This is a genomic window from Pseudomonas extremaustralis, from assembly GCF_900102035.1.
Taxonomy (GTDB): Bacteria; Pseudomonadota; Gammaproteobacteria; order Pseudomonadales; family Pseudomonadaceae; genus Aquipseudomonas; species Aquipseudomonas extremaustralis.
Map to the genome: position 1 here is coordinate 2,669,930 of NZ_LT629689.1, position 26,695 is coordinate 2,696,624.

Annotated in this window: 22 protein-coding genes and 1 pseudogene; 16 read left to right on the forward strand and 7 right to left on the reverse strand. The window is 62.0% G+C overall.

The features are described from left to right. Window positions 1-16: 16 nt before the first annotated feature. Complete coding sequence (locus BLR63_RS12175; protein WP_010565208.1) at window positions 17-730, reverse strand: UTRA domain-containing protein; 714 nt, start codon at window positions 728-730, stop codon at window positions 17-19. Window positions 731-1,077: 347 nt separating this feature from the next. Here BLR63_RS12175 and BLR63_RS12180 point away from each other — a divergent pair, with 347 nt between their 5' ends. The 6 genes from BLR63_RS12180 (at window position 1,078) to BLR63_RS12205 (ending at window position 6,462) form a co-directional block, all read left to right on the forward strand. Next, window positions 1,078-2,154, forward strand: a complete 1,077-nt coding sequence (locus BLR63_RS12180; RefSeq protein ID WP_010565207.1) for an ABC transporter substrate-binding protein — start codon at window positions 1,078-1,080, stop codon at window positions 2,152-2,154. A gap of 201 nt (window positions 2,155-2,355) precedes the next feature. Then, window positions 2,356-3,162 (forward strand): alkaline phosphatase family protein, encoded by an 807-nt coding sequence (locus BLR63_RS12185; protein WP_010565206.1) that lies wholly within the window; start codon window positions 2,356-2,358, stop codon window positions 3,160-3,162. Then, complete coding sequence (locus BLR63_RS12190; protein WP_010565205.1) at window positions 3,159-4,004, forward strand: ABC transporter permease; 846 nt, start codon at window positions 3,159-3,161, stop codon at window positions 4,002-4,004. Before BLR63_RS12185 ends, BLR63_RS12190 begins: the two co-directional genes overlap by 4 nt. Beyond that, entirely contained in the window at window positions 3,991-4,791 is an 801-nt protein-coding gene (locus BLR63_RS12195; RefSeq protein ID WP_010565204.1) for an ABC transporter permease, read from the forward strand. Before BLR63_RS12190 ends, BLR63_RS12195 begins: the two co-directional genes overlap by 14 nt. Further along, entirely contained in the window at window positions 4,788-5,777 is a 990-nt protein-coding gene (locus BLR63_RS12200; RefSeq protein ID WP_010565203.1) for an ABC transporter ATP-binding protein, read from the forward strand. The genes BLR63_RS12195 and BLR63_RS12200 overlap by 4 nt, the downstream gene beginning before the upstream one ends. A gap of 31 nt (window positions 5,778-5,808) precedes the next feature. Continuing rightward, window positions 5,809-6,462: an HAD family hydrolase gene (locus BLR63_RS12205; protein WP_010565202.1), complete on the forward strand. Its 654-nt coding sequence runs from the start codon at window positions 5,809-5,811 to the stop codon at window positions 6,460-6,462. Between the two features lie 116 nt (window positions 6,463-6,578). Here BLR63_RS12205 and BLR63_RS12210 read toward each other — a convergent pair. Further along, window positions 6,579-7,540, reverse strand: a pseudogene (locus tag BLR63_RS12210) (zinc-binding dehydrogenase). A gap of 139 nt (window positions 7,541-7,679) precedes the next feature. Here BLR63_RS12210 and BLR63_RS12215 point away from each other — a divergent pair. Both BLR63_RS12215 and BLR63_RS12220 read left to right on the forward strand, forming a co-directional pair. Next, window positions 7,680-9,761 carry a carboxy terminal-processing peptidase gene (locus tag BLR63_RS12215; protein ID WP_179130301.1) on the forward strand — a complete coding sequence of 694 codons (2,082 nt, stop codon included), beginning with the start codon at window positions 7,680-7,682 and terminating at the stop codon, window positions 9,759-9,761. 118 nt (window positions 9,762-9,879) lie between these two features. Beyond that, window positions 9,880-11,646: a bifunctional diguanylate cyclase/phosphodiesterase gene (locus BLR63_RS12220; protein ID WP_010565199.1), complete on the forward strand. Its 1,767-nt coding sequence runs from the start codon at window positions 9,880-9,882 to the stop codon at window positions 11,644-11,646. Here the strand turns inward: BLR63_RS12220 and BLR63_RS12225 are convergent. The 4 genes from BLR63_RS12225 to BLR63_RS12240 all read right to left on the reverse strand — a co-directional run bounded on the left by BLR63_RS12225 (window position 11,643) and on the right by BLR63_RS12240 (window position 13,942). Then, a complete protein-coding gene (locus BLR63_RS12225; protein WP_010565198.1) occupies window positions 11,643-12,014 on the reverse strand; it encodes a hypothetical protein in 372 nt (123 codons plus the stop codon). The genes BLR63_RS12220 and BLR63_RS12225 overlap by 4 nt on opposite strands. After that, the gene (locus BLR63_RS12230; RefSeq protein ID WP_010565197.1) at window positions 12,011-12,349 is read right to left on the reverse strand and encodes a helix-turn-helix domain-containing protein; all 339 of its coding nucleotides are present in this window, start codon (window positions 12,347-12,349) and stop codon (window positions 12,011-12,013) included. The genes BLR63_RS12225 and BLR63_RS12230 overlap by 4 nt, the downstream gene beginning before the upstream one ends. 96 nt (window positions 12,350-12,445) lie before the next feature. Beyond that, window positions 12,446-12,901: a YkvA family protein gene (locus BLR63_RS12235; protein ID WP_010565196.1), complete on the reverse strand. Its 456-nt coding sequence runs from the start codon at window positions 12,899-12,901 to the stop codon at window positions 12,446-12,448. Window positions 12,902-13,210: 309 nt separating this feature from the next. Then, on the reverse strand, window positions 13,211-13,942 hold the full coding sequence (locus BLR63_RS12240; protein WP_010565195.1) for an FKBP-type peptidyl-prolyl cis-trans isomerase: 732 nt from the start codon (window positions 13,940-13,942) through the stop codon (window positions 13,211-13,213). Between the two features lie 259 nt (window positions 13,943-14,201). Between BLR63_RS12240 and BLR63_RS12245 the strand changes: the two genes are divergently transcribed. The 8 genes from BLR63_RS12245 (at window position 14,202) to BLR63_RS12280 (ending at window position 25,799) form a co-directional block, all read left to right on the forward strand. After that, window positions 14,202-16,010, forward strand: coding sequence for a di-heme-cytochrome C peroxidase (locus tag BLR63_RS12245; RefSeq protein ID WP_010565194.1), 1,809 nt, complete (start codon window positions 14,202-14,204; stop codon window positions 16,008-16,010). Window positions 16,011-16,039: 29 nt separating this feature from the next. Further along, complete coding sequence (locus tag BLR63_RS12250; RefSeq protein WP_373419543.1) at window positions 16,040-17,170, forward strand: catalase family protein; 1,131 nt, start codon at window positions 16,040-16,042, stop codon at window positions 17,168-17,170. 536 nt (window positions 17,171-17,706) lie between these two features. Further along, window positions 17,707-17,760, forward strand: coding sequence for a K(+)-transporting ATPase subunit F (gene kdpF, locus BLR63_RS32365; protein WP_231590042.1), 54 nt, complete (start codon window positions 17,707-17,709; stop codon window positions 17,758-17,760). A gap of 107 nt (window positions 17,761-17,867) precedes the next feature. Beyond that, on the forward strand, window positions 17,868-19,574 hold the full coding sequence (gene kdpA / locus BLR63_RS12260; RefSeq protein ID WP_010565191.1) for a potassium-transporting ATPase subunit KdpA: 1,707 nt from the start codon (window positions 17,868-17,870) through the stop codon (window positions 19,572-19,574). 10 nt (window positions 19,575-19,584) lie between these two features. Next, the gene (gene kdpC, locus BLR63_RS12265; RefSeq protein WP_010565190.1) at window positions 19,585-20,244 is read left to right on the forward strand and encodes a K(+)-transporting ATPase subunit C; all 660 of its coding nucleotides are present in this window, start codon (window positions 19,585-19,587) and stop codon (window positions 20,242-20,244) included. Window positions 20,245-20,256: 12 nt separating this feature from the next. Further along, on the forward strand, window positions 20,257-22,326 hold the full coding sequence (gene kdpB, locus BLR63_RS12270) for a potassium-transporting ATPase subunit KdpB (RefSeq protein WP_010565189.1): 2,070 nt from the start codon (window positions 20,257-20,259) through the stop codon (window positions 22,324-22,326). Window positions 22,327-22,458: 132 nt separating this feature from the next. Next, window positions 22,459-25,110 (forward strand): sensor histidine kinase, encoded by a 2,652-nt coding sequence (locus BLR63_RS12275; RefSeq protein ID WP_010565188.1) that lies wholly within the window; start codon window positions 22,459-22,461, stop codon window positions 25,108-25,110. Next, window positions 25,107-25,799: a response regulator gene (locus BLR63_RS12280; protein WP_010565187.1), complete on the forward strand. Its 693-nt coding sequence runs from the start codon at window positions 25,107-25,109 to the stop codon at window positions 25,797-25,799. Before BLR63_RS12275 ends, BLR63_RS12280 begins: the two co-directional genes overlap by 4 nt. Here the strand turns inward: BLR63_RS12280 and BLR63_RS12285 are convergent. Further along, on the reverse strand, window positions 25,759-26,682 hold the full coding sequence (locus tag BLR63_RS12285; protein ID WP_010565186.1) for a LysR family transcriptional regulator: 924 nt from the start codon (window positions 26,680-26,682) through the stop codon (window positions 25,759-25,761). The two genes, BLR63_RS12280 and BLR63_RS12285, sit on opposite strands and share 41 nt — an antisense overlap. Between the last annotated feature and the right edge of the window lie 13 nt (window positions 26,683-26,695).

Genomic DNA, 26,695 nt, shown 5'->3' on the forward strand with positions numbered 1-26,695 from the left:
TGTCCGGCATAGCCCTTCACACCACATCCACGCCCACATGAATCGCATCATGCCGCCAGAACTCCAGGTCGCAGTCGATCAAGCGCTGGTGCTGGTCGTAATTGACCCTGGCAATACGCAAGCCGGGGCTGCCCACCGAGACCCGCAGCGCGGCGGCAGCCTCCACCGGCAGTGAGGTCGGCACGATTTCGAAACGCACCCGCCCGTAGTGCAAGTCGTACTTGCGGGCGTACAGCTCGGTCATCGACTGGTTCAAATCGCACGCCAATATTCCTGGGAAATACTGCGGGTTCAGGTAGTGCTCCACGTACAACACGAGCCGCCCATCGATCCGCCGACGCCGGCAGATCTGGATCACGCTGGACAACGCCGGCAACTGCAACCACGCACACACCGCCGCCGACGCCGGTTGCAGCCGCGCAGAGATCACCTCGGTCGACGCCACCCGCCCCTGGTCGCTGACCATGGCGTGAAAGTGACTGCGCTGCATCAGGTTGTAGGCCAGGCGCGGCGGCGAGACAAACCAGCCACGGCGTTCCTCGCGATAAATCTGGCCTTGAGCTTCCAGTTGTAACAAGGCTTCCCGCACCGTAATCCGAGTGGTACCAAACAACTCGCTGAGCTTGCGCTCGGCGGGCAGTTTGCTTGCAGGCGGCAACAGGCCGTGGTCGATCTGCTCTTGCAGCGCCAGACCGATGGATGTCACCGCCTTGATTGCCTCATCACGCATCAACGCTACCTATCTGGACTAGACCAGCACCGTTCAGGTGCACAAACCGCGCTCTATTTGGGCTTTTGCAGTTGCCTGCCAGCCTAGGCATTACAGATGACCGACAGATGACAACTCATGTCGAGCCCCCTGAGCACACCCTGCAATACACCGGCCAAGTCCAGACGCTACGGGCACTTGAGCATGGTCTACGCTAACCCTGCGCCAAGCGACATTCATGCTTTAAAAACGACATCGACATGAAACTGTCATCCATCGCGTCTAGATTGGCTCAGGTATTGCTCTGACCTAGACCAACAACACCGTCGAAAAAAACGCCGCGTTGAATACGCCCATAGGAGCTTCGGATGAAACAGCTTTTCCTGGCATCACTGTTAGGCTCGACCATTGCCATGTGCACCGCCGCCATGGCCGCTGATACCGATTTGAAAACCCTTGAAGCCGCCGCGAAAGCGGAAGGCGCCGTCAACAGCGTCGGCATGCCCGATGACTGGGCCAACTGGAAAGGCACCTGGGAAGACCTGGCCAAGACCTATGGCCTCAAGCACATCGACACCGACATGAGCTCGGCCCAGGAAATCGCCAAGTTCAAAGCCGAGAAAGACAACGCCAGCGCCGATATCGGCGACGTGGGCGCAGCCTTCGGCCCGATCGCGGTGAAGGAAAAAGTCACCCAGCCATACAAACCGTCCACCTGGGCCCAGGTGCCGGATTGGGCGAAAGACAAAGACGGTCACTGGGCGTTGGCCTACACCGGCACCATCGCATTCATCGTCAACAAGAAGCTGCTGCACGGTTCCGAAGTCCCTACCCGTTGGGCTGACCTGCTGACCGGAAAATACAAAGTCTCCGTGGGTGACGTGAGCACTGCAGCCCAGGCGTCCAACGCCGTACTCGCCGCCGCCATCGCCAACAAAGGCGATGAGAAAAACATCGCCCCCGGCCTGCAGTTCTTCACCAAAATCGCCAAGCAAGGTCGACTCGGCCTGTCCAACCCGACCATCGCCACCATGGAAAAAGGCGAAATCGAAGTGGGTATCGTCTGGGACTTCAACGGCCTGAGCTACAAAGCCAAGATGACCAACCCGGATGACTACGTGGTCCTGATCCCGTCGGACGGCTCGGTGAAATCCGGCTACACCACCATCATCAACACATACGCCAAGCACCCGAACGCCGCCAAGCTGACCCGCGAGTACATCTTCAGCGATGCCGGCCAACTCAACCTGGCGCGTGGCAATGCGCGTCCGATCCGTGCTGAAACCGACCTGAAACTGCCGGCCGATATCGCCAAGAACCTGATCCCGGGCGAGCAGTACACCAAGGCCAACCCGCAACCGATCAAGGACGCCGAGGCCTGGGAAAAAACCTCCAAGAAGCTGCCACAACTGTGGAACGAGCAAGTCATCGTAGAAATGAAGTAAGCCTGTAGCCCACTTTGGAGCTTCACAGGCGCTCCAAAGTGGCAGGGGCTTGTGTGGGAGGGGGCTTGCTCCCGATGGCGGTGGTTCAGCCACACGTGTATCAACTGAACCACTGCAATCGGGAGCAAGCCCCCCCACTTTTTACTTCCCGTTCCTCCAGGGAAATTGAGTCAAGTCTATTGCTGCGGAGCGCTCTCCCCCATGAAGCACAATGTCATCCTTGTCGTGCTCGACGGCCTGAATTTCGAGGTTGCCCAGCACGCCATGGGGCACTTGCAGGCCTATGTCGGCACAGGACGCGCAGCCCTCTACAAACTGGAATGTGAACTGCCCAGCCTGTCACGCCCGCTGTACGAGTGCATCCTCACCGGCGTGCCACCCATCCAGAGCGGTATCGTGCACAACAACGTCTCGCGCCTGTCCAACCAGCGCAGCATTTTCCATTACGCCACCGACGCGGGGCTTACCACCGCAGCGGCGGCTTACCACTGGGTCAGCGAGTTGTATAACCGCACGCCCTTTCTCGCCGCCCGGGATCGTCACACCGACGACAAGGCGCTGGCGATCCAGCACGGGCATTTCTATTGGAATGACCACTACCCGGACTCCCACCTGTTTGCCGACGCCGAAAGCCTGCGGCTCAAGCACGCGCCAAACTTTATGGTGGTGCACCCGATGAATATCGACGACGCCGGCCACAAGTACGGCCTCGACACCCCGCAATACCGCAACAGCGCACGCTCGGCCGACATCATCCTCGCCGACTATCTGCAAGGCTGGCTCGACGCCGGCTACCAGGTGCTGGTGACTGCCGACCATGGCATGAACAACGATCGCTCCCACAACGGCCTGTTGCCCCAAGAGCGAGAAGTACCGCTGTTCGTAGTGGGCGACGCCTTCAGCCTGAATGCCGACGCCGCGCCGAAACAGACCGACCTCTGCGGCACCGTCTGCGAACTGTTGGGCGTGCCCCACGACAAACCTGTCTGCCGGGAGCTGTTGAAGTGAATAGCCTGAACCGCGGCAAATGGCTGGCACTGCTCTGCCTGGTGCCTTTCGCATTGTTCTTTATCGTGTTCGAGATCGCCCCGCTGGTGTGGGTGCTGATCAACAGCGTGCAAACGGAAGACGCCGGCTGGAGCCTGGACAACTTCACGCGGATCTTCAGCTCCAAGTTCTACCTGCAAGCCATCCAGCTCAGCCTGGAGATCAGCTTCTACTCCAGCATCTTCGGCATCGTCATCGCCACCCTGGGCAGCTACTCCCTGCGCCGCGTGGATTCGCCGCTGCGCAACTTCGTCACCGCGTTCGCCAACATGACCAGCAACTTCGCCGGCGTCCCCTTGGCGTTCGCGTTCATCATCCTGCTGGGGTTCAACGGCAGCATCACCATCATGCTCAAGCAGGCGGGGATCATTGAGGACTTCAACCTCTACTCGAAAACCGGATTGATCATCCTCTATACCTACTTCCAGATTCCCCTCGGCGTGCTGCTGCTCTACCCGGCCTTCGACGCCCTGCGCGAAGACTGGCGCGAGTCGGCTTCATTGCTGGGAGCCAATGGCTGGCAGTTCTGGCGGCATATCGGCCTGCCGGTGCTCACGCCTGCGCTGCTGGGGACGTTCGTGATCCTGCTGGCCAATGCCCTGGGGGCCTACGCCACGGTCTACGCGTTGACCACCGGTAACTTCAACGTGCTGCCGATCCGCATCGCCGGCCTGGTGTCGGGGGATGTGTCGCTCGACCCGAACCTGGCCAGCGCACTGGCGGTGGTGCTGGTGGCGCTGATGACCCTGGTCACCGTGGTCCATCAACTGCTGCTCAAGAGGAGCTACCATGTCTCGCGCTGAAGCCGGCCCGGCCTCCCTCTATCATCGGGTCGTGGTGTACCTGTTGTTTGCAATCCTGGTGCTGCCGCTGGTGGGGACGTTTGTCTACTCCATCGCCAGCAGTTGGTCGGCAACCATCCTGCCCGCCGGTTTTACGTTCAAGTGGTACGCACAGTTGTGGAGCGACCCACGCTTCCTGATGGCCTTCGGGCAATCGTTGCTGGTATGCGTGGGCGCGCTGATCCTGTCGGTGGTGTTGATTTTGCCGCTGCTGTTCGTGGTGCATTACCACTTTCCCAAGCTCGATGCGCTGATGAACATCCTGATCCTGCTGCCCTTTGCGGTGCCGCCGGTGGTGTCGTCCGTGGGTCTGCTGCAACTGTATGGTTCCGGGCCCTTTGCGATGGTGGGCACGCCGTGGATTCTGATCGGCTGCTACTTCACCGTGGCGCTGCCGTTCATGTACCGGGCGATCACCAACAACCTGCAAGCCATCAACCTGCGTGACCTGATGGATGCCTCGCAGCTGCTGGGCGCCAGCACCTGGCAGGCGGCGATCCTGGTGGTGCTGCCGAACCTGCGCAAAGGCTTGATGGTCGCGCTGTTGCTGTCGTTCTCGTTCCTGTTCGGCGAGTTTGTGTTCGCCAACATCCTGGTGGGCACCCGCTACGAAACCCTGCAGGTGTACCTGAACAACATGCGCAACAGCAGCGGCCACTTCACCAGTGCCGTGGTCATTTCCTATTTCTTCTTTGTGCTGGTGCTGACCTGGGCCGCCAACATCTTGAACAAGGACAAAAGCCAATGAGCTTCGTCAGCGTCCAACACCTGCAAAAAGGCTACGCCGGCACGCCGGTGTTCAGTGACATCAACTGCGAAATCGCCAAGGGCGAGTTCGTCACCCTGCTCGGGCCGTCGGGTTGCGGCAAGTCCACCCTGCTGCGCTGCATCGCCGGCCTGACCTCGGTGGACAGCGGGAAAATCCTGCTCGATGGGCAGGACATCGTTCCCCTGAGCCCGCAAAAACGCCATATCGGCATGGTGTTCCAGAGCTATGCATTGTTTCCCAACATGACCGTGGAGCAGAACGTCGCGTTCGGGCTGCGCATGCAAAAGGTCAACGCCGACGACAGCCACAAGCGCGTGCAGGAGGTGCTGCAACTGGTGGAACTCAAGGAACTCGCCGGTCGTTACCCGCACCAGATGTCCGGCGGCCAGTGCCAACGCGTGGCCCTGGCCCGCTCCCTGGTCACCCGCCCGCGCCTGTTGCTGTTGGATGAACCGTTGTCGGCGCTGGATGCACGGATTCGCAAGCACCTGCGCGAACAGATCCGCCAGATTCAGCGCGAACTGGGGCTGACCACGATTTTCGTGACCCATGACCAGGAAGAAGCCCTGACCATGTCCGATCGCATCTTCCTGATGAACCAGGGCAAGATCGTGCAGAGCGGCGACGCCGAAACCCTCTACACCGCGCCGGTGGACGTATTTGCCGCCGGTTTCATCGGCAACTACAACCTGCTGGACGCCGACAAGGCCAGCCAACTGCTGCAGCGGCCGATCAGCGGGCGTATCGCGATTCGCCCGGAGGCCATCGAGCTGAGCCGCAGTGGCGAACTCGATGCCCTAGTGCGCAGCCACAGCCTGTTGGGCAACGTGATTCGCTACCGCATCGAAGCCCGGGGCGTGGAATTGGTGGTGGACGTGCTCAACCGCTCGGCGGACGATCTGCACCCCGACGGCCAACGCCTGGCACTTTCCATCGACCCCAGTGCGCTGTGTGAAGTAGCCTGACAGGCAGTGATTCATTGAGAGAGCGTAACGGATGGCATTGGTAATTTTTGATTTGGACGACACTCTGATCCACGGCGACTGCGCCACACTGTGGAGCGAGCAGATGGGCCGCCTGGGTTGGGTCGACCCTGAGTCGTTCATGCGCAGGAACAACGAACTGATGGACGCCTACAGCCAGGGCAAGCTGGCCATGGAAGAGTTCATGGACTTCAGCCTGGAGCCCATGATCGGGCGCACCCCGGAGGAAATCGAGCATCTGGTCGAGCCCTGGGTCGAGGACTTTATCGAACCGCTGATCTACAGCGACGCCACCAAGACCATCGCCCGCCACCGTGCCAACGGTGACCGGGTCCTGGTGATTTCCGCCTCGGGCACCCACCTGGTCACGCCGATTGCGGCGCGTATCGGTATCGATGAAGTGCTTGGGATTGATCTGGAGGTTGGCCATGGCGTGTACAGCGGCCGTACCGTCGGTGTACTCACCTACCGCGAAGGCAAGATCACACGCCTGCTGGATTGGTTGGAGCGCGAAGGCGAAACCCTGGACGGCGCGTATTTCTATTCGGATTCGCGCAATGACTTGCCGTTGTTGAGCAAGGTTGAATTCCCACAGGTGGTGAACCCGGACCCGGTGTTGCGCGAACATGCCGAAAAGGCTGGCTGGCCGATCCACGACTGGACCTGATACCGCGCCCCTCGACTTGAAACCCAATCAAATGTGGGGGCTTGCTCCCGATGGCGGTGGATCAGTGAAGAATGTTTCATCTGATACGCCGCCATCGGGTGCATGCCAATCCGGGATCAGTCGAGGCTTTCGTCGATCACCAGCACCAACTTCCCGGAAATCCGGTTGCTCGCCAATGCCTCAAACGCCGCATCGGCATCCTTGATCGGGAACGTCTCGGCCAACTGTGGGCTCAAGCGCCCTTCGGCAAACAGCGGCCACACATGCAGGCCCAAGTCACTGAACAGGTCGGCCTTGAACTGATCATCGCGACTGCGCAGGGTCGAGCCCAGCAGTTGCACGCGCTTGCCGAGTACCTGTGCCAGGTCGAGCTGCGCCTCGCGACCGCCCATCAGGCCGATCAATACCCAACGACCGTCCAGCGCCAGCAACTTGAGGTCGAGCGCCGCATAGCTGCCGCCGACCGGATCGAGGATCACGTCGAACGGCCCGAAATCCCGGAGCCCTTCGATACCGTCGGTACGCACCACGCCGCCCTGGGCCCCCAATGCCTCGCAGTACGCCAGGCGCTCGGCCGAGCCGACACTGACCCAACATGGGCTGCCAAACGCCTTGCACAGCTGGATCGCCGCCGAGCCCACGCCACTGGCACCGGCATGCAGCAGGACTTTTTCACCGGGCTTGAGGCCCGCCAACTGGAACAGATTCAGCCAGGCCGTGCTGTAGACCTCCGGCAACGCCGCCGCTTCAGTCAGTGACAGACCTTCCGGTACCGGCAACACGTGCCGCGCGTCCACCACCACCTCTTCGGCCATGCCACCGCCGGCCAACAACGCACAGACGCGGTCTCCCACCTGCCAGGACGAGCCGGCGCCCACCTCGCTGATCACCCCGAACACTCCAGGCCAAGGATTTGGCTGGCGCCTGCCGGCGGTGGATACAACCCCGCACGCTGTAATAAATCAGCGCGATTGAGGCCCGCAGCCGCCACACGGATACGAACTTGGCCTACATCGCATGTAGGACTTGGCTCCTCAACCCACTCCACATGACCTTCAACGCCTTGCAATGCTTTCACAGTGCCTCCATAGTGAGTCTGGACTGAGCCCGTAGCAGCAGCTGCCGGGCTTTTTGCATTATGCGACCGGCCCAAATGGAACCGGCGACTTCAAAGACGGCCTAATATGCGTTATCAATTGCCCCCGCGTCGAATCAGCATGAAGCATTTGTTCCCTAGCACCGCCCTTGCTCTTTTCATTGGTCTCGGCTTCGCGTCGATGTCGACCAATACGTTCGCAGCCAACAGCTGGGACAATCTTCAGCCTGATCGCGACGAGGTGATTGCCAGCCTGAACGTCGTGGAGTTGCTCAAGCGCCATCACTACAGCAAGCCGCCGCTGGACGACGCACGCTCGGTGATCATCTATGACAGCTACCTCAAGCTGCTGGACCCGTCGCGCAGCTACTTCCTGGCCAGCGATATCGCTGAATTCGACAAATGGAAGACCCAGTTCGACGACTTCCTCAAGAGCGGCGACCTGCAACCCGGCTTCACCATCTACAAGCGTTACCTGGACCGTGTCAAAGCGCGTCTGGACTTCGCCCTGGCCGAGCTGGACAAAGGCGTCGACAAGCTCGACTTCACCCAGAAGGAAACCCTTCTGGTGGACCGCAAGGACGCCCCTTGGCTGACCAGCACCGCCGCCCTCGACGACCTGTGGCGCAAACGCGTCAAGGACGAAGTGCTGCGCCTGAAGATCGCCGGCAAAGACCCCAAGGCCATCCAGGAACTGTTGACCAAGCGCTACAAGAATCAGCTGGCGCGTCTGGATCAGACCCGTGCCGAAGATATCTTCCAGGCCTACATCAACACCTTCGCGATGTCCTACGACCCGCACACCAATTATCTGTCACCAGATAACGCGGAAAATTTCGATATCAATATGAGTCTGTCGCTGGAAGGCATCGGTGCCGTCCTGCAAAGCGACAACGACCAGGTCAAGATCGTGCGCCTAGTGCCGGCAGGTCCGGCGGACAAGACCAAGCAGGTCGCTCCGGCCGACAAGATCGTCGGTGTGGCCCAGGGCGACAAGGAAATGGTCGACGTGGTCGGCTGGCGCCTGGACGAAGTGGTCAAGCTGATCCGTGGGCCGAAAGGCAGCGTGGTGCGCCTGGAAGTGATCCCGCACACCAATGCGCCAAACGACCAGACCAGCAAGATCGTGTCCATCACCCGTGAAGCGGTGAAGCTCGAAGACCAGGCCGTGCAGAAGAAAGTCCTCAACCTCAAGCAGGATGGCAAGGACTACAAGCTGGGCGTGATTGAAATCCCCGCCTTCTACCTGGACTTCAAGGCGTTCCGTGCCGGCGATCCGGACTACAAGAGCACCACCCGCGACGTTAAGAAAATCCTGACAGAACTGCAGAAGGAAAAAGTCGACGGCGTGGTCATCGACCTGCGCAACAACGGCGGCGGTTCCCTGCAGGAAGCCACCGAGCTGACCAGCCTGTTTATCGACAAGGGCCCGACCGTGCTGGTACGCAACGCTGATGGCCGCGTGGACGTGCTGGAAGACGAGAACCCAGGCGCCTTCTACAAAGGGCCGATGGCGCTGTTGGTCAACCGTTTGTCGGCTTCGGCTTCGGAAATTTTCGCCGGCGCCATGCAGGACTACCACCGCGCACTGATCATCGGCGGCCAGACCTTCGGCAAAGGTACCGTGCAGACCATTCAGCCGCTGAACCATGGCGAACTGAAACTGACCCTGGCCAAGTTCTACCGGGTTTCCGGGCAGAGCACCCAGCATCAGGGCGTGTTGCCGGATATCGATTTCCCGTCGGTCATCGACACCAAGGAAATCGGCGAAAGCGCGCTGCCGGAAGCCATGCCGTGGGACACCATCCGTCCAGCGATCAAGCCTGCATCCGATCCGTTCAAGCCATTCCTGGCGCAGTTGAAGGCTGACCACGACACCCGCTCCGCCAAGGATGCCGAGTTCGTATTCATCCGCGACAAGCTGGCCCTGGCCAAGAAGCTGATGGAGGAAAAAACCGTCAGCCTCAATGAAGTGGACCGCCGTGCGCAGCACTCCGACATCGAAAACAAGCAACTTGCCCTGGAAAACATCCGCCGCAAGGCCAAGGGTGAAGATCCGCTCAAGGAACTGAAGAAAGAGGATGAGGATGCGCTGCCGACCGAGGCGGATAAAACCAAGCCGGAGGACGACGCCTACCTCGCCGAGACAGGCCGGATCCTGCTGGACTACCTGAAAGTCACCAAACAGGTGGCCAAGCAGTAAATGATGACGACTTAATGTGATCGCTCCTTGGAGTGTCATCATATAGACATCATTCTGTCGTGAAATGAAGGACCGCAGGCTTAGTGCCTGCGGTCCTTTTTTTTCGATCGAGATCGCCATGACCATGACCGAACAGCTGAATGCATTGGGCTCTATCCTGGCTCAAGGCAGTTTGCACAGCCTGTTCCAACCGATCATCTGCCTCTCGGAACGACGTATCCTCGGCTACGAAGCCCTCAGCCGCGGTCCGTCCAACAGCCCGCTGCACTCCCCCGTCGCCCTGTTCGCCGTGGCCGGCCATGCCGGGCGCCTCAGCGAGCTGGAAATGGCCTGCCGCGAAAGCGCGTGCCGGCGCTTCAGCGAGCAGAAACTGCCGGGCAAGCTGTTTCTCAATATCTCGCCGGAATCCCTGATGGAGACCGCGCACCAACCGGGGCGTACCCTGCAATTGCTGCGCGACTTCGGCATTCCGCCCAGCCAGGTGGTGATCGAACTTACCGAGCAGACGCCCACCAACGATTTCGACCTGCTGCAAACCGCCCTGCATCATTACCGCGACATGGGTTTTGCCATCGCACTCGATGACTTGGGTGCCGGCTATTCCAGCCTGCGTCTATGGTCAGAACTGCGCCCGGATTACGTGAAGATCGACCGGCACTTCATCGACGGTATTCATCAGGACGCGCTCAAGCGTGAATTCGTCGGCTCGATCCTGCAGATCGCCAGGGCCTCCCGCGCCCAGGTGATTGCCGAGGGTATCGAATTGCCGGAAGAGTTAGCGGTGCTGACGGAGATGGGTGTCGACCTGGTCCAGGGCTACCTGCTCTGCCGCCCACAGGAAAAACCGCCTCAGGAAGCGCGCCTGATGCTGCCCAAAACGGACAACGCCAACACCACCCTCAGCGAGGACGGCAGCGACCTCAGCGCACTGCTCAACGAACGCCCCGCGGTGGATCAAAACACCGCCACCGCCCAGGTGCTGGAGTGTTTCCGCCGCCAGGCCAACCTCAATTCCCTGGCGGTGCTGGATGGCCGCGGCCACCCGGTCGGCATCGTGCATCGGCATTCGTTGTCCGACGCCCTGCTCAAACCCTTCGCCACCGACCTGTTCGCACGCAAGCCCATCAGCCGTCTGATGAGCACTGATTTCCTCGCGGTGGAGTTGAGCCAGTCGTTGCAACAAGTCAGTCGCCTGTTGACCAGCCGCGCCCGCCAGCGCATCGAAGAAGATTTCATCATCACACTCAATGGCGACTACCTGGGCCTGGGTCGTGTGATCGACGTGCTCAAACTGATCACCGAGCTGAAAATCCAGCAGGCGCGCTACGCCAACCCGCTGACCCTGCTACCGGGCAACGTACCGATCCAGCAATGCCTCACGCGGTTATTGCAGCAACAACGCGAGTCGGTGATTTGCTACGTGGATATCGACAGCTTCAAGCCGTTCAACGATATCTACGGCTATGGGCGGGGAGATGAGGTGTTGCTGTGCCTGGCCCAGTGCCTGAATGACCGGGTCGACCCGAGCCGCGACTTTGTCGGGCACATTGGCGGCGATGACTTTTTGCTGGTGCTGGGACCACAGGATTGGCGCAAGCGGCTCAACCAGTTGCTGGATGATTTCCACACCCAGTGCCGCCGCTTTTACCGTGCCGAACATCTCGAGGCAGGCTGCTTCGTGGCGTTGAACCGCCAGGGCGTGCGCCAAGAGTTTGCGTTGCTGTCACTGTCCATTGGCGTGGTGCACTTATATCCACAGGCCTGTGGACAACTGGATGCCAGCCAGTTGGCGGAGCTGGCGTCGCAGGCCAAGCACCATGCCAAGGATATGGCCGGTTACAGCATCCATGTGATCGACAGCATGGACGCGCTGGCCCAGCTTTAGGCCTCGGCGGATTCCGGGTAGTCATATTCGAATACGCGCACCACTTCCGAAGCGTGCCAAGAGGCGGCAGCCACGCCGTCGGATGGCCCGCTGAAACGCCCCAGACGCTCCACGCATTCAAAAAAACCGGTACGCGGTAAGCGGCTGGCGCCCTGGCTGATCACCAGGGAGCTGCGCAACGGCTGCTCGGCCTTGGCGTCCAGCGCCGCCAGGTGTTCCAGGGCGGCAGCCAGGGTTTGCATGGCCGGCGTGGGAAATTGCAGGCGCTCCAGCAGCGCGCGGTAGGTCAGCAGATGGCGCTGGCGGCGCGCCTGGTCCAGCTCGTTAAGTAACCCATCCCAATGTTGACGGCTGATACGTAGGCTCAAGATTCATCCCTCCAACCTGCAACGCCCAATTCCCAGGCCAGGCTGCGGCGGATCGCGGCATCCGGCTGGCGCTCACCACTTTCGATCAATCCAAGATACGAGGGGCTGATCCCCACGGTACGGGCCAGGGTCTCGATCGCCAGGCCCTTGGCTTCGCGCAAGCCGCGCAGGTCTGCGAACGGGCGCAAGTCCTGGTCGGGGGCGGCTTGGGCAGTCGTAGCAGAAGATGGACTAGGTTGAGGCTGACCGGCAGCTTTTAGCAGCGCCTGGTACTGATCCCATGGCAATACCGCATATTCGGGTTCGCCATCGCGTGAAATTATCTGAATATCCATGACTGCCCCGTAGGATAACAACACTTACTAAGTAAGCCCTTTCCTTAGGAGTGTAATCCTAACAGCCACAAAGGTCGCAGGGGGATAGCCGTGTCTTCAGTTTTTTTGCGGGGTTTCCTTGGCCAGCAAGGCTGCGGTCGCAGGCAGCCGCTCCACCACGGCAAGCTTTTCCGGGCGCTGCGCCTCGCGCCAGGCGCGAAAAGCGCTCAATTCGTCGCTCAGGCTCTTCATGACCCATGCCAGTACCGCGATGTCATCGAGCATACCGAACACGGGGATAAAGTCCGGGATCGCATCGATCGGGCTCAGGAAGTACATCAGCCCCGCCACCACCGAGATCAGCGCCTTTGGGCTGATCGCACGATATTCACCACGCCAATAGGCCAGACACAGGGCCTGGAGCAGCTTGAGATCGTCCTTGAGCGCGCCGAGGCGATTGCCCTGGCTCGCGCCCTTGGCGGCAACAGCGAACAGCAGGGTCGGCAGACGCCCACGGCCCAGCAAGCGGGCAGCCATGGGCAGAAAGCGGGTGAAATTGAAGGGTGGTTTCATTCGTCACTCCAGTTCCAGGCGACATAAAAGGTTATCCACACAAATTGTGGATAACCTTGTGAACAGAGCCCGTTTTTAAGGCTGAAAGCCGCGGATTACAAGGCGCCCAGTCAGATCGGGCGTTTTTTGCGCACATAAAAAAACCCAATATTTCATTGACTTGGCGCTGATGTGCGGATACCCGCAGCCAGGTCTTGTATCAGACTGCCTCAGGCTCCAGGGGTTCGTTTGAATGCACGCCGGACGGACCTTCGGCCCCAGAAACAACAACGCCCCGTCGAGACGGGGCGTTGTGTGTTCAGGCGCCGATTACTTTTTGGCGGCAGGTGCAGCAGGAGCGTCAGCCTTGGCTGGGTCCTTGATGGCCAGCAGTTCCAGATCGAATACCAGCACGGAGTTGGCTGGAATCGCCGGGCTCGGGCTCTGGGCACCGTAGGCCAGATCGGACGGGATGTACAACTCGATCTTCTCGCCAACGTGCATCAGTTGCAGGCCTTCGACCCAGCCTGGAATCACGCCGCTGACCGGCAGGTCAATCGGGCTACCGCGATCCACGGAGCTGTCGAAGGTGGTGCCGTTGGTGAGCTTGCCGGTGTAGTGAACAGTCACCACGTCAGTCGGCTTAGGCTGAGCACCGTCGGCTTTCTTGATGATTTTGTACTGCAGGCCGGAAGCGGTAGTGACCACGCCGTCTTTCTTGGCATTGTCTTCGAGGAATTTCTTGCCGGCGGTTGCCGACTCTTCGCTCATCTTGGCCATGCGCTCTTCAGCACGCTTTTGCAGTGCGGCAAACGCTTCAACCAGTTCGTCGTCTTTGAGCTTCTGCTCTTTTTTGCCGACGGCATCTTCGATGCCCTGGGCTACTGCCTTGGAATCCAGGTCATCCATGCCTTCCTGGGCAAGGCTTTTGCCCATGTTCAGGCCGATACCGTAGGAAGCTTTCTGCGCCGGGGTTTTCAGCTCTACGCTGGTCTGCGAATCACAACCCGCAAGTACCAGGCTAACCAGGGCCACCGCCGCCGCCAACCGATGCTGTTTCATGCTATTTCCTTGTTCATGCGCCAAAAGGGCATTCGAATAAAGTCGCGAGCTTATCAGGCGGCCACGACCAATGGCTACCGGCATGTGAGCAGGAAACTTCCGATAAGTTCACGTGTTTAAACGCATTTTCATTCATGATGCAGGCCCGCGACGGATCGTGGGATGGCCCGCTGCCAGGCTCATGGCCACTTGCCGCACCCGTGGTGTGGTGGCATAACAACGCAACCCCCTCGACAAGGCCGAGACAAGGATAGCTATCTTGCGCATTTTTTCCCGTGTTTTACTGCTGATACTCGCCATTTTGGCCCTATTGCTGGCTGTGGTGATCTATTACACCGCCAACCCCAAGTTGCCGGACTACGTCCCGGTGCAGCAGGTCCACTACCAGGACCAGTGGAGCGCGGCCGACCGTCAGACCTACTATTTCACCCCCCAGGGCACCCAAGTGAAGGGCCTGCATTACGACTGGTTCACTGCACTTGAACTGCCGTTTTCCGATCAACGCTTCGCCGCACCCGAGTACCTGGCACGCTTCGGTTTCCTGGTCGACCCCAAGCAGGTGCCCACCGCGCAAAATCCCGGCAACCTGCCCGTGGGTTTCGCCCGGCACAAAAACGCCGGTAGCAACGTTGAATACCTGGATATCACCTGCGCCGCCTGCCACACCGGCGAGCTGCACTTCAACGGCCAGGCCCTGCGTATCGACGGCGGCTCGGCCCAACATGTGCTGCCTTCCAGTGTCCCGACCCTGCGCGGTGGCAGCTTTGGCCAAGCCCTGGTCGCCAGCCTCGCCGCGACCTATTACAACCCCTGGAAATTCGAACGGTTTGCCCGCCAGGTCCTAGGGGATCGCTATGAAGCCGAGCACGGCCAATTGCGCCAGGACTTCAAGCAATCGCTGAACAGGTTCCTCAAAGTCGCCTGGAACGACACCCACCGCGGCCTCTACCCCACCGAAGAAGGCCCGGGCCGTACCGACGCGTTTGGCCGTATCGCCAATGCCAGCTTTGGCGACGCCATTTCCCCGGACAATTACCGCGTGGCCAACGCCCCGGTGGATTACCCCCAGCTGTGGGATATCTGGACCTTCGACTGGGTGCAGTGGAACGGCTCGGCCCAGCAGCCCATGGCGCGCAATATCGGCGAAGCCCTGGGCGTGGGTGCGACGTTGACGTTCTTCGACAGCGCCGGCCAGCCGCTTCAGGGCGAGGCGCGCTACCCATCGAGCGTGCGGGTGCGCGACCTCAATCTGATCGAAGAAACCCTGCAACGCCTCAAGCCGCCGACCTGGCCCGAAGCGCTGTTCGGCGCCATCGACAAGCCCCTCGCCGCCCAGGGCCGCGCGCTGTTTGCCGAAAACTGCGCCGGCTGCCATGTGCCGACTGTCACCCAGGAAAACGGCCGACCGGTGCAACAACTGAAGATGCTGCCTGTGGACTACATCGGCACCGACCCTGGCACTGCCAGCAACATTGCCGACCAGCGTTATGACCTCAGTGCGCTGCAGTGGGACCCGGCGGAACTGGCCAAGCTCAATGTCGAATTGCACCCCACGCCGACCGACCCCCTGGACCTGAAAAAAATGTCGGTGGCCAAGGGTCTGGCCTACGTCACCGCCTTCGTCGAAGACCACGCCTACCGCGCTGCCGGTGTCACCCCGGCCGAGCGACCGCGCCTGGACGGCTACGGCCTGCCCATCGGCGTGCGCGAGTTGCGCGCCTATAAGGCCCGCCCGCTGGCCGGCGTGTGGGCCACGCCGCCGTTCCTGCATAACGGCTCGGTGCCGACGATCTACCAGTTGCTCTCGCCCCAGGACGAACGCAGTACCACCTTCTATAAAGGCACCTTCAACTACGATCCGCGCCACTTGGGCTTTGAGACAACAGCGTTCAAGAACGCCTTCCTGTTCGATACCAAAATCACCGGCAACCACAACAGCGGCCACGAATTCCGTGCCGGCCAGCGTGGAAATGGCGTCATCGGCCGCGGCTTGCTGCCGCAGGAACGCTGGGCGCTGCTGGAATACCTCAAAGTGCTGGGCGGCCCTCTGGAGCAACAATTGCCATGATTTTCCGATCGAACCACCACGAACGCTCCCTGCTCGCCCGACTCTGGCTGCGTCTCGGCGCGTTTCTGGGCAAGACCTTACTGTGGGTGGCCGGCCTGGGCCTGCTCGGTTGGCTGGCCGCCATGGCCTGGTATGCCTGGCAACACAGCGGCCCGGTGTCGCCGGACGAGCAGATCCCGGCGGGTGAAGCGGCGATGACCCAGGGCATTATCCAGACCGCCGTACGCATCGTTGACCAACACCGCGAAGGCACGCGCTACCTGCGCGATGCCCACGCCAAGGCCCATGGATGCGTGAAGGCCGAAGTCAACGTGCTGCCAGACCTTGACCCGGCGTTGCGCCAGGGTGTGTTCGCCGAGCCGGGCAAAACCTGGCAGGCGCTGATGCGACTGTCCAACGGCAACGCCTACCCGCAGTTCGACAGCATCCGCGATGCCCGCGGCATGGCGCTCAAGCTGTTGGATGTACCGGGCAAACAGCTGCTGGCGGACCAGCAATCACGCACGGAACAGGACTTCGTGATGTTCAGCCACCCGAACTTCTTTGTCAGCGATGTGGCGGAGTACGCGCAGAACATCGGCGCCCAGGCCGATGGCAAGAAAGTCATGGCATTTTTCCCCAAGGCCGACCCGCGCAGTTGGCAGGTCCGCCACCTGTTTATCGCCCTGGCGACCCTGGCCCCCGCGCCAGCCAGCCCGACCCAGACCACCTACTTTTCGGTATCGCCCTACAAGTTCGGCACGGCCAACGCCAAGTTCCGCGTCGCGCCCGACCCACAAAGCTGCCCGGAATATGTACTGCCCCCACAGAACCAGAACCTGCCGAACTTCTTGCGCAGTGCCCTGAACCAGCAACTGTCTACCGACCGCGTGCCGGCGTGTTTCGTGCTGCAGATCCAACGGCAGAACCCACAGAAGTTCATGCCGATCGAAGACACCAGTATCGAATGGAAGGAAAGCGACGCGCCTTATGAAACCGTGGCCAGGGTGAAGATCCCCCCTCAGGATTTCGACACCCCGGCGCTGAACCTGGCGTGCGACAACCAGTCGTTCAACCCGTGGTTCGGGTTGGAGGCGCATCGCCCGATCGGCGGGATCAACCGGTTGCGCAAAGCGGTGTACGAAGCCGTCAGCGACTATCGGCATAGTCGCAACTTGTAAGTTCTAAACTTGCACGCTGTTGAATGGTGGGAGGGGCGGCGTTGTTCTGCTTTGCGTAAAGAATGCGTATAGATTGCCCATTCCCCATAACGATTACGTCGTCACTATTGAGCAACTAAGCCCGGACACTCTACCGTCACTTCCTACCCCCAACACCCGTAGGAAGTCATCGTGGAAAGTTCAACTTTAGGCATGATCGTCCTGTCATTGATTGCGCTCTTCGGCACCGCCGCATTTTGCTTCGAACACCTCGCCACCCGCAGCGAGAAGAAAAAGAAAGCCAAATAAGCGGCGCGTCAACATCAGCAGAACCCCAGTGTTTAAAGGGATACCCGGGCGGCGGGCTATCCCTTCTTTTCGTTCGCCCTGCCTAACTTCATCTATATGCCGTCTTAATACCGCCGCCGCGAATCAGTGCCTGGGCTTGATACCCCAACGATTAACCTCCCCGCGTCCGCCACTGCGGCTCATTCACTCAGGGGAGTTACACCGTGCACACACTCACGTTCATTTATATCGCCAGCGGCTTATGTGCCGTGGGGCTGTTCGCTTACTTGGGCTACGCCCTTATTCGCGCAGAAAAATTCTAGGGAGTCCGCCATGTACGACCTGATGTTTATTGGCCTTTCCCTGGTGTTTTTTGTTGCGACTGCCATGGCCATTGTCGCCATGGGCAAGATTTGAACGGAGCCACGACATGTTAAGCACGCTGCTGGAATTTGCGCTGGTCCTGGGGTTGATGACGGGACTCGCCATACTGATGGGCAAATGGCTGACCCGGGTGTTCACCGGAACCCACCATGCCTTGCCGGAACGTTATACCTATCGCCTGCTGGGCATCGACCCACGGGAAAGCATGGGCTGGGCCCGCTACGGTTCGGCGCTGTTGTTGTCGAACGCGGCGATGATGTTGCTGGGCTATGCAGTCCTGCGCCTGCAGGCGGTGATGCCGATCAACCCGCTGGGGCTGGCCGCGCAATCGCCGGACCTGGCGTTCAACACCGCCGTGTCCTTTATTACCAACACCAACTGGCAGGCGTACTCGGGCGAGACCAGCCTGTCGAACTTCAGCCAGATGGCGGTCATCACTTTTCTGATGTGCGTCGGTGCCACCTCCGGCGTAGTCGCGGCAGCCGCTTTCATTCGCGGCTTGAGCCGCTCCGGCTCGGGCGATATCGGCAACTTCTGGGTCGACTTCACCCGCACGCTCTATCGCGTGATGCTGCCGCTGTGCGTGGGCATGGCGCTGGTGTACGTGTGGCAGGGCATGCCGCAGACCTTCGCCTCCCAGGCCCTGGTCACCACGCTGGAAGGCGCGCAGCAGCAGTTGATTGTCGGCGCGGTGGCCAGCTTTGAATCGATCAAGCACATCGGCACCAACGGCGGCGGTTTCTTCAGCATGAACGCCGCGCACCCATTCGAAAACCCGACGCCGCTGACCAACGCCCTGCACATCCTCAGCATGTTGCTGATCCCGTCGGCGTTGACCTACACCTTTGGCAGCATGCTGGTGCAGCGTCGTCAGGGCTGGGTGTTTTTCGGCACCTTCCTGGTGATGTTCATCGGCTTCCTCGCCCTGGTCTACGGCGCCGAGCAAAACGGCAACCCGCTGCTGACCCAGGCCGGCGCCAACCAGAGCCTGTCGCTGGAACAAAGCGGCGGCAACATGGAGGGCAAGGAACTGCGCTTCGGCATCGCCGACAGCAGCCTGTTCATCGCCACCACCACAGCGGCGACCACCGGCTCGGTCAACACCATGCACGACTCGCTGACCCCCATGGGCGGTTTCGTGCCCCTGGCGCAGATGATGCTCAACTGTGTGTTCGGCGGCGACGGCGTGGGCTTTATCAACCTGATCCAGTACGCCCTGCTGACGGTGTTCCTGGTGGGCATGATGATCGGCCGCAGCCCCGAGTTCCTCGGCAAGAAAATCGAGGCGCGGGAGATGAAACTGGTGATGCTCGCGGTACTCGCGCACCCCATCAGCATCCTTGGCTTCACCGCCCTCGCCGCCCTGTGGCCCGACACCATGGCCAGTCTCAACAACCTCGGCCCCCACGGTTTCAGCGAGGTGCTGTACGCCTACACCTCCGGTACCGCCAACAACGGTTCGGCCTTCGCCGGCTTGAACGCGAACACGCCGTTTTTCAACACCACCATCGGCCTGGCGATGTTGATCGGGCGCTTCTTCACGATGCTGCCGATGCTCGCCGTGGCCGGCTCCCTGGCGATGAAGAAAACCGTACCCGCCGGCGCCGGCACCATTCCCACCGCGACCCCGCTGTTCATGGTGCTGGTGGTGTTCGTGGTGCTGGTGGTCGGTGGCCTGACCTTTTTGCCGGCGCTCGCACTCGGCCCGCTGGTGGAGCAACTGCAGTTGCTGTCCGGCCAGACCTACAACTGAGGACACGTGGATGACAACTCAATCGATAGTCAAAGGGCTGTTGCGCCCAGTGCTGGTTTCGGCGGTGTTTTTCATGCTGTTGACGGGGTTCGCCTACCCGGCGTTCACCACCGTGACCGCACAGCTGATGTTCCCGTTCCAGGCCCGCGGCTCGCTGATCGAACGGGACGGCCTGGTCATGGGCTCGGCCCTCATCGGCCAGCATTTCACCCGGCCGGAATACTTCCACGGCCGCCCAAGCATGACCCTCGGCGCCGACCCGAAAGACCCAAGTAAAAGCGTGTCGCAGCCGTACAACGCCGGTTCCAGCGGCGCCAGCAACCTGGGGCCGACCAGCCAGAAACTGGTGGACCAGGTAGCCGCACGCGTCCAGGCCTATCGCCAGGCCAACGGCCTGGCCGCCGACGCCCTGGTACCGGTGGATGCGGTCACCGCTTCCGCCTCGGGCCTCGATCCGCATATCTCGCTGGCCAATGCGCGGCTGCAACTGCCCCGGGTGGCGCGCCTGCGGCAGATCCCCGAAGCCGAGCTGCTGCAACTGGTCGAGCAACATACCAGCGCGCGCACCCTCGGCCTGCTCGGCGAGCCACGGGTCAATGTGCTGCCACTCAACCTTGCGCTGGACGCCCGCCTGCCATCGCGCCAGCCCCCCATTGCGGCCAGTGAGTAAGAGATGTCCCTCATGAAAAATGCTCGTATACCTCTGTTCGATCGCGCCATCGTGCTCACTGCCTGTGGGGATGCGCTGAAGAAACTGCTGCCCCAGGCGCAATGGAAAAACCCGGTGATGTTCGTGGTCTACCTGGGCAGCATCCTCACCACCCTGCTGTGGTTCCAGTCCCTGGGCGGCCAGGGTGAAGCCCCCAGCGGCTTTATCCTCAGCATCACCTTGTGGCTGTGGTTCACCGTGCTGTTCGCCAACTTCGCCGAGGCCCTGGCCGAAGGACGCAGCCGCGCCCAGGCCGCGAGCTTGCGTGGGATGAAGCGCGAGACCCTGGCCAAGTTGCTGCAACAGCCCAAGCACGGCGCGGCGTGGCTGCCAACGGCTGCGACGCTGCTGCGCAAAGATCAGGTGGTGCTGATCGAAGCCGGCGACCTGGTGCCGTTGGACGGCATCGTGATTGAAGGCGTGGCGTCGGTGGACGAAAGCGCGATCACCGGCGAATCGGCGCCGGTGATCCGCGAGGCCGGCGGCGACTTTTCCTCGGTCACCGGTGGCACCCGCGTGCTGTCGGACTGGCTGGTGGTGCGCATCAGCGTCAACCCCGGCGAGTCGTTCCTGGACCGCATGATCTCGATGGTCGAGTCGGCCAAGCGCCAGAAAACCCCGAACGAAGTAGCCCTGACCATCCTGCTGGTGGGCCTGACCCTGCTGTTTCTGCTGGTGATCGCCACGCTGAGCCCGTACTCGATCTTCGCCGTGGCCATGAGCGGCAGCGGCAGCGTGGTCAGCGCCACGGTGCTGGTGGCCTTGCTGGTGTGCCTGATCCCCACCACCATCGGCGGCCTGCTCTCAGCCATCGGCGTGGCAGGCATGAGCCGGATGATGTCGGCCAATGTCATCGCCACCTCCGGGCGGGCGGTCGAAGCGGCGGGCGACGTCGACGTGTTGCTGCTGGACAAGACCGGCACCATCACCCTGGGCAACCGTCAGGCCAGCGGTTTTTTCCCCGCGCCGGGCATAAAAGAGGCGGAGTTGGCGGACGCCGCACAACTGGCGTCCCTGGCCGATGAAACCCCGGAAGGCCGCAGCATTGTGGTACTGGCCAAGCAGAAGTTCGACATCCGCGCGCGGGACATCAACCAACTGGGCGCCAGCTTTGTCCATTTCACTGCGCAGACCCGCATGAGCGGCGTCGACCTGCCCGAAGGCCGGGCGATTCGCAAGGGCGCGGCGGACGCGATTCGCGGCCATGTCGAGGCGCTGGGTGGCAGTTTCCCCACAGCCTTGCAGGCCAAGGTCGATGAAGTCGCGCGGCGCGGCAGCACGCCGCTGGTGGTCAGCGACGGTGCCAAGGCACTGGGCGTGGTGGAGCTCAAGGACGTGGTCAAGGGCGGCATCAAGGAGCGCTTCGCCGAACTGCGGCGCATGGGCATCAAGACCGTGATGATCACCGGCGACAACCACCTGACCGCGGCCGCCATTGCGGTGGAGGCCGGCGTGGATGATTTCCTCGCCGAAGCCCGCCCGGAGGACAAGCTGCAATTGATCCGCGACTACCAGGCCCAGGGCAAGCTCGTGGCCATGACCGGCGATGGCACCAACGATGCGCCGGCACTGGCCCAGGCCGACGTGGCGGTGGCGATGAACAGCGGCACCCAGGCCGCCAAAGAGGCCGGCAACATGGTCGACCTCGACAGCAACCCGACCAAGCTGATCGAAGTGGTCGAGGTCGGCAAACAGATGCTGATGACCCGCGGCGCCCTCACCACCTTCAGCGTGGCCAATGACGTAGCGAAGTACTTTGCGATCATCCCGGCGGCGTTTGTCGCGACCTATCCACAGCTCGGCGCATTGAACGTGATGCACCTGGCCAGCCCCAACTCGGCGATTCTCAGCGCGGTGATTTTTAACGCGCTGATCATTGTCGCGCTGATCCCCCTGGCCCTGCGCGGCGTGACCTATCGTTCGATCGGCGCAGCGGCGTTGCTCAACCGCAATCTGCTGATCTACGGCCTCGGCGGCGTGCTGGTGCCGTTTGCCGGGATCAAGCTGATCGACCTGCTGCTGACGGGGTTGGGCTTGGTGTAACACCGACAACCCCATGTGGGAGCGGGCTTGCTCGCGAAGGCGATGTATCAGTGACCGATGAGTTGGCTGGCACCGCGCATTCGCGAGCAAGCCCGCTCCCACACTTCAAATGCGGCACTTATCAGGATTTGTATGTCAGCAACTCACCAGGAACGCCCCGACCCCGACGCCCTGCTGGCGCGGGTCCAACAAGAAGAACAGGCCGCCTTGCGCGGCAAATTGCGGATCTACTTCGGCTCCAATGCCGGGGTGGGCAAGACCTGCGCCATGCTCGCCGCGGCGCAACGCGAAGCCGCCCTGGGCCGCGACATGCTGGCCGGGATAGTGGAAACCCACGGCCGCGCGGAAACCGCCGAGTTGCTCCATGGCCTGGAGCAACTGCCTCGCGCCGCGCTGCAGCATGGCGAGTTTGCGCTCAGCGAATTCGACCTCGACGCCGCCCTGCGCCGCCGTCCTGCCGTGGTGCTGGTGGACGAACTGGCCCATAGCAACGCGCCCGGCTCGCGCCACCCCAAACGCTGGCAAGACGTGGAAGAACTGCTCAGCGCCGGCATCGATGTCTGGACCACCCTCAACGTGCAGCACCTGGAAAGCCTGAATGACCTGGTCAGTGGGATCATCGGCATCCGCGTGCGTGAAACCGTGCCCGACCATGTATTCGATAACGCCCACGACGTGGTGGTGATCGATCTCCCCCCGGACGATCTGTTGCAACGCCTCAAGGACGGCAAGGTGTACCTGGGCCCGGCGGCGGCGCGCGCCTCGCAGCATTTTTTCCGCAAGGGCAACCTGCTGGCGCTGCGCGAGCTGGCACTGCGGCGCACGGCTGACCGGGTCGACGCGCAGATGCGTGTGTACCGCCGCGAACAGTCGATCAAGACCCTGTGGCCGGCCCGCGAGCGGCTGTTGGTCGGCATAGCCGGTGACGCCGGCGACGAACGCCTGGTGCGTGAAGCGGCGCGCCTGGCACAGAAGCTGGAAGCCGACTGGATTGTGGTCCACGTCGCATCGGCCCAGGGGCGCGGCGCCAAGCGCTACCCGACGGCGATGAAAACCCTGGCCCTGGCCGGCGAATTCGGCGCCGATACGGCCACGCTGCCAGGCATGGACGTCGCCGAAGCGTTGGTCGCCTGCGCCCGTGAGCACAATGCCAATCGCCTGGTACTCGGTCATCATCCGCGCCGCCGGTGGCGCTTCTGGCATCAGTCAGTCAGCGACCGGATCAGCCGCCACCACCCGCAAATCGATCAGATCGTGATTGCCCACGGCCTGCTGCCAGGCAAGCCCGCCGTGCGGGAAAAACCCGCAGCGCTGCCCGGCACTCGACTGGCCTACGTCTGGGCCAGCCTCGCCTGTTTCGCCGCCAGCGCTGTCGCCGCGCTGTTGTTGCAGGTGTTCGACCTGGCCAACGTGGTCATGTTGTTTTTACTTACCGTCGTACTGGTGGCGCTGCGCTATGGACGCGGCCCCGGCGTGTGGGCGGCGATGCTCGCGGTGTTGTGTTTCGACTTCTTTTTCGTACAGCCGCGCTATTCATTCACCGTCAACGACACCCAGTATTTCTTCACCTTTGCCTTGATGCTCGGCATCGCCCTGATTACCGGCCAACTCACCGCGCGCCTGCGCCACGAAGCGCGCACCGCCGCCGCACGCGAACGCCGCGCAACCTCCCTGGCGCGCCTGGCCCGTGACCTGTCGGCCGCGCTGACCGTGGAGCACATCAGCGAAGTCGCGCTGCGCACCTTCAGCGGCGTGTTCGAAGCCCGGGTCGGCCTGGCCCTGCCGGATGCCGCCGATGGCGTACACAGCGTGAGCGCGGCCGGGCTGCCGATCGACGACAGCATCGCCCAATGGACTTACGACCACGGCCACCCCGCCGGCCACGGCACTGACACCCTGTCGGCGGCCAAGGGCTGCTACTTGCCGCTCAAAGCACCGATGCGCGTGCGCGGCGTGCTGGTGCTGGAACTGGCCCAGAGCGAGCGCCTGAACGATCCGCAGGAACGCCGCCTGCTGGAAGCCTGCATGAGCCAACTGGCGATTGCCCTGGAGCGCGTGCATTTCGTCGAGGTGGCGCAAAGCACTCTGGTGCAGATGGAAGGCGAGAAAATGCGCAACACCTTGCTCGCGGCGATTTCCCATGACCTGCGCACGCCCTTGACCACGCTGATCGGCGCCGCCGACACCGCCCTGCCCCACGCGCCGCCGGGGCCGCTCACCGAGCTGCTGCACGGCATCCACGAACAAGCCACGTCCATGCAGCGCCTGATCGAAAACCTGCTGGACATGGCGCGCCTGCAGGAACGTGGCGTGCGCCTGAACCGCCAATGGCACTCGCTGGAAGAAATCGTCGGCAGCGCCCTGCGCCAATTGCGCGAGCCGTTGGCGCGGCACCGCGTCCACACCAGCCTCGATGCGCACTTGCCGCTGGTGGAAGTCGACGCGCTGCTGATGGAGCGGGTGCTGGTCAACCTGCTGGACAACGCCGCCAAGTACACCCCGCCGGGCACCACTATCCGCGTGGCCGCGAGCAAAGTCGGCGAGCGCATCGTACTGGAGGTCAGCGACACCGGCCCCGGCCAGGCGCCAGCGAATCTGTTCGAACCCTTCACCCGCGGCCAGCAGGAATCGTCCGTCGCCGGCATCGGCCTGGGCCTGGCGCTGGCCAAACGCATCGTCGAGGCCCACGGCGGGCGCATTGATGCCAACCCCGGCCGCACGCGCGGTATGCATTTCATCATCACGTTACCGGCGGGCACCCCGCCCGCCATGGAATCCCTATGAGCACTGCACGCATTCTGATTGTTGAAGACGAGGCCAACATCCGCCGCTTTGTCGGCATCGCCCTGCAAGATGAAGGCTTTCAGGTGTTCGAGGCCGACAGCGTCAAACGCGCGCTGATCCATGCCGCCAGCCGTCAGCCGGACTTGGTGATCGTCGACCTCGGCCTGCCGGACGGCGACGGCAAACAACTGATCAGCGAACTGCGCGGCTGGCTGGCGGTGCCGATCCTGGTGCTGTCGGCGCGTGACCGCGAAGAAGAAAAAGTCGCCGCCCTGGACGCGGGCGCCGATGACTACCTGACCAAGCCGTTCGGCGTGCCCGAACTGCTCGCACGCATCCGCGCCCAACTGCGCCGGCACGGACAGACCGGCAGCGTGGTGGCGACCAGCAAGGTGGCGTTCGGCGAAATCGAAGTCGACCTGGCCACCCATGAAGTCTCGCGCGCCGGCCAGCCGGTACACCTGACGCCCATCGAGTACCGCTTGCTCTGCGCGATGATTCGCGGCCAGAGCCGGGTGCTGACCCACCGGCAACTGCTGCTGGAAGTGTGGGGCCTGGACTACGTCGACCGTGCCCACTATCTGCGCGTGCACATGGCGCATTTGCGGCAAAAACTGGAGGCGGACCCGGCGCAGCCGCAGTACTTCATTACTGAGTTGCAGGTGGGTTACCGGTTGGTGGGGGGGTGAACAGGCGCGCGGCGGCGAAGTCCACGAACACGCGGATTTTCGGCGAGAGATGGCGACTGGACGGCCACAACGCCCAGAACTGGCCCTCGTCCTCGCAATGGCCCTCCAACACAGTGTCCAATTGCCCTTGGGCGAGCGCTTCGCGGGCGAGAAAGTCCGGCATGTAGGCAATGCCGTGGCCATCGACGGCGGCGCTGAGCATGGCTTCCATATTGTTCAACGTCAGCGCGGTGGGCAGGCGCAACGCCGTGATCGCGGGGTTGGCGGACAACGTCCAGTCCATGATCTTGCCGGTGGTGGCAAACCGATAACGCAGGCATGGGTGGCGCTCAAGATCGGCGAGGGTTGCCGGCCGCCCGTGCTCGCGCAGATACGCGGGCGATGCACACAGCACAAACCTGAACGGCCCCAGCTTGCGGGCCATCAAGCTCGAATCGGCCAGGCCGCCGCTGCGGATCACTACGTCGAAGCCCTCCTCGATCACATCCACCAGGTGGTCGTTGAAATCCAGCTCCAGCTCGATCTCCGGGTAGGTCTGCCTGAACGCGAGCATATGCGGAAAGAGAAAGCGGTAGCCGATGGTCGGCAGGCTGACGCGCAACTTGCCACGGGGCGCTTGTATGGCATGGGAAAGCATGGCGCGGGCGTCGTGCAGGTCGTCGAGAATTTTCCGACAGCGCTCGTAGAACAATTGACCTTCGGCGGTCAGGCCGACTTTGCGCGTGCTGCGGTGCAGTAGGCGCACATTCAGCGAGGCTTCGAGTTTGGCGACATTCTTGCCCACCGCCGAGGCGGAAACCCCCAGTGCCCGCGCTGCCCCCACGAAGCTGAGGGCTTCTGCCGTTTTGACGAAGGCGATCACGCCGCTGAGATTATCCGTCACACCATTACATCCA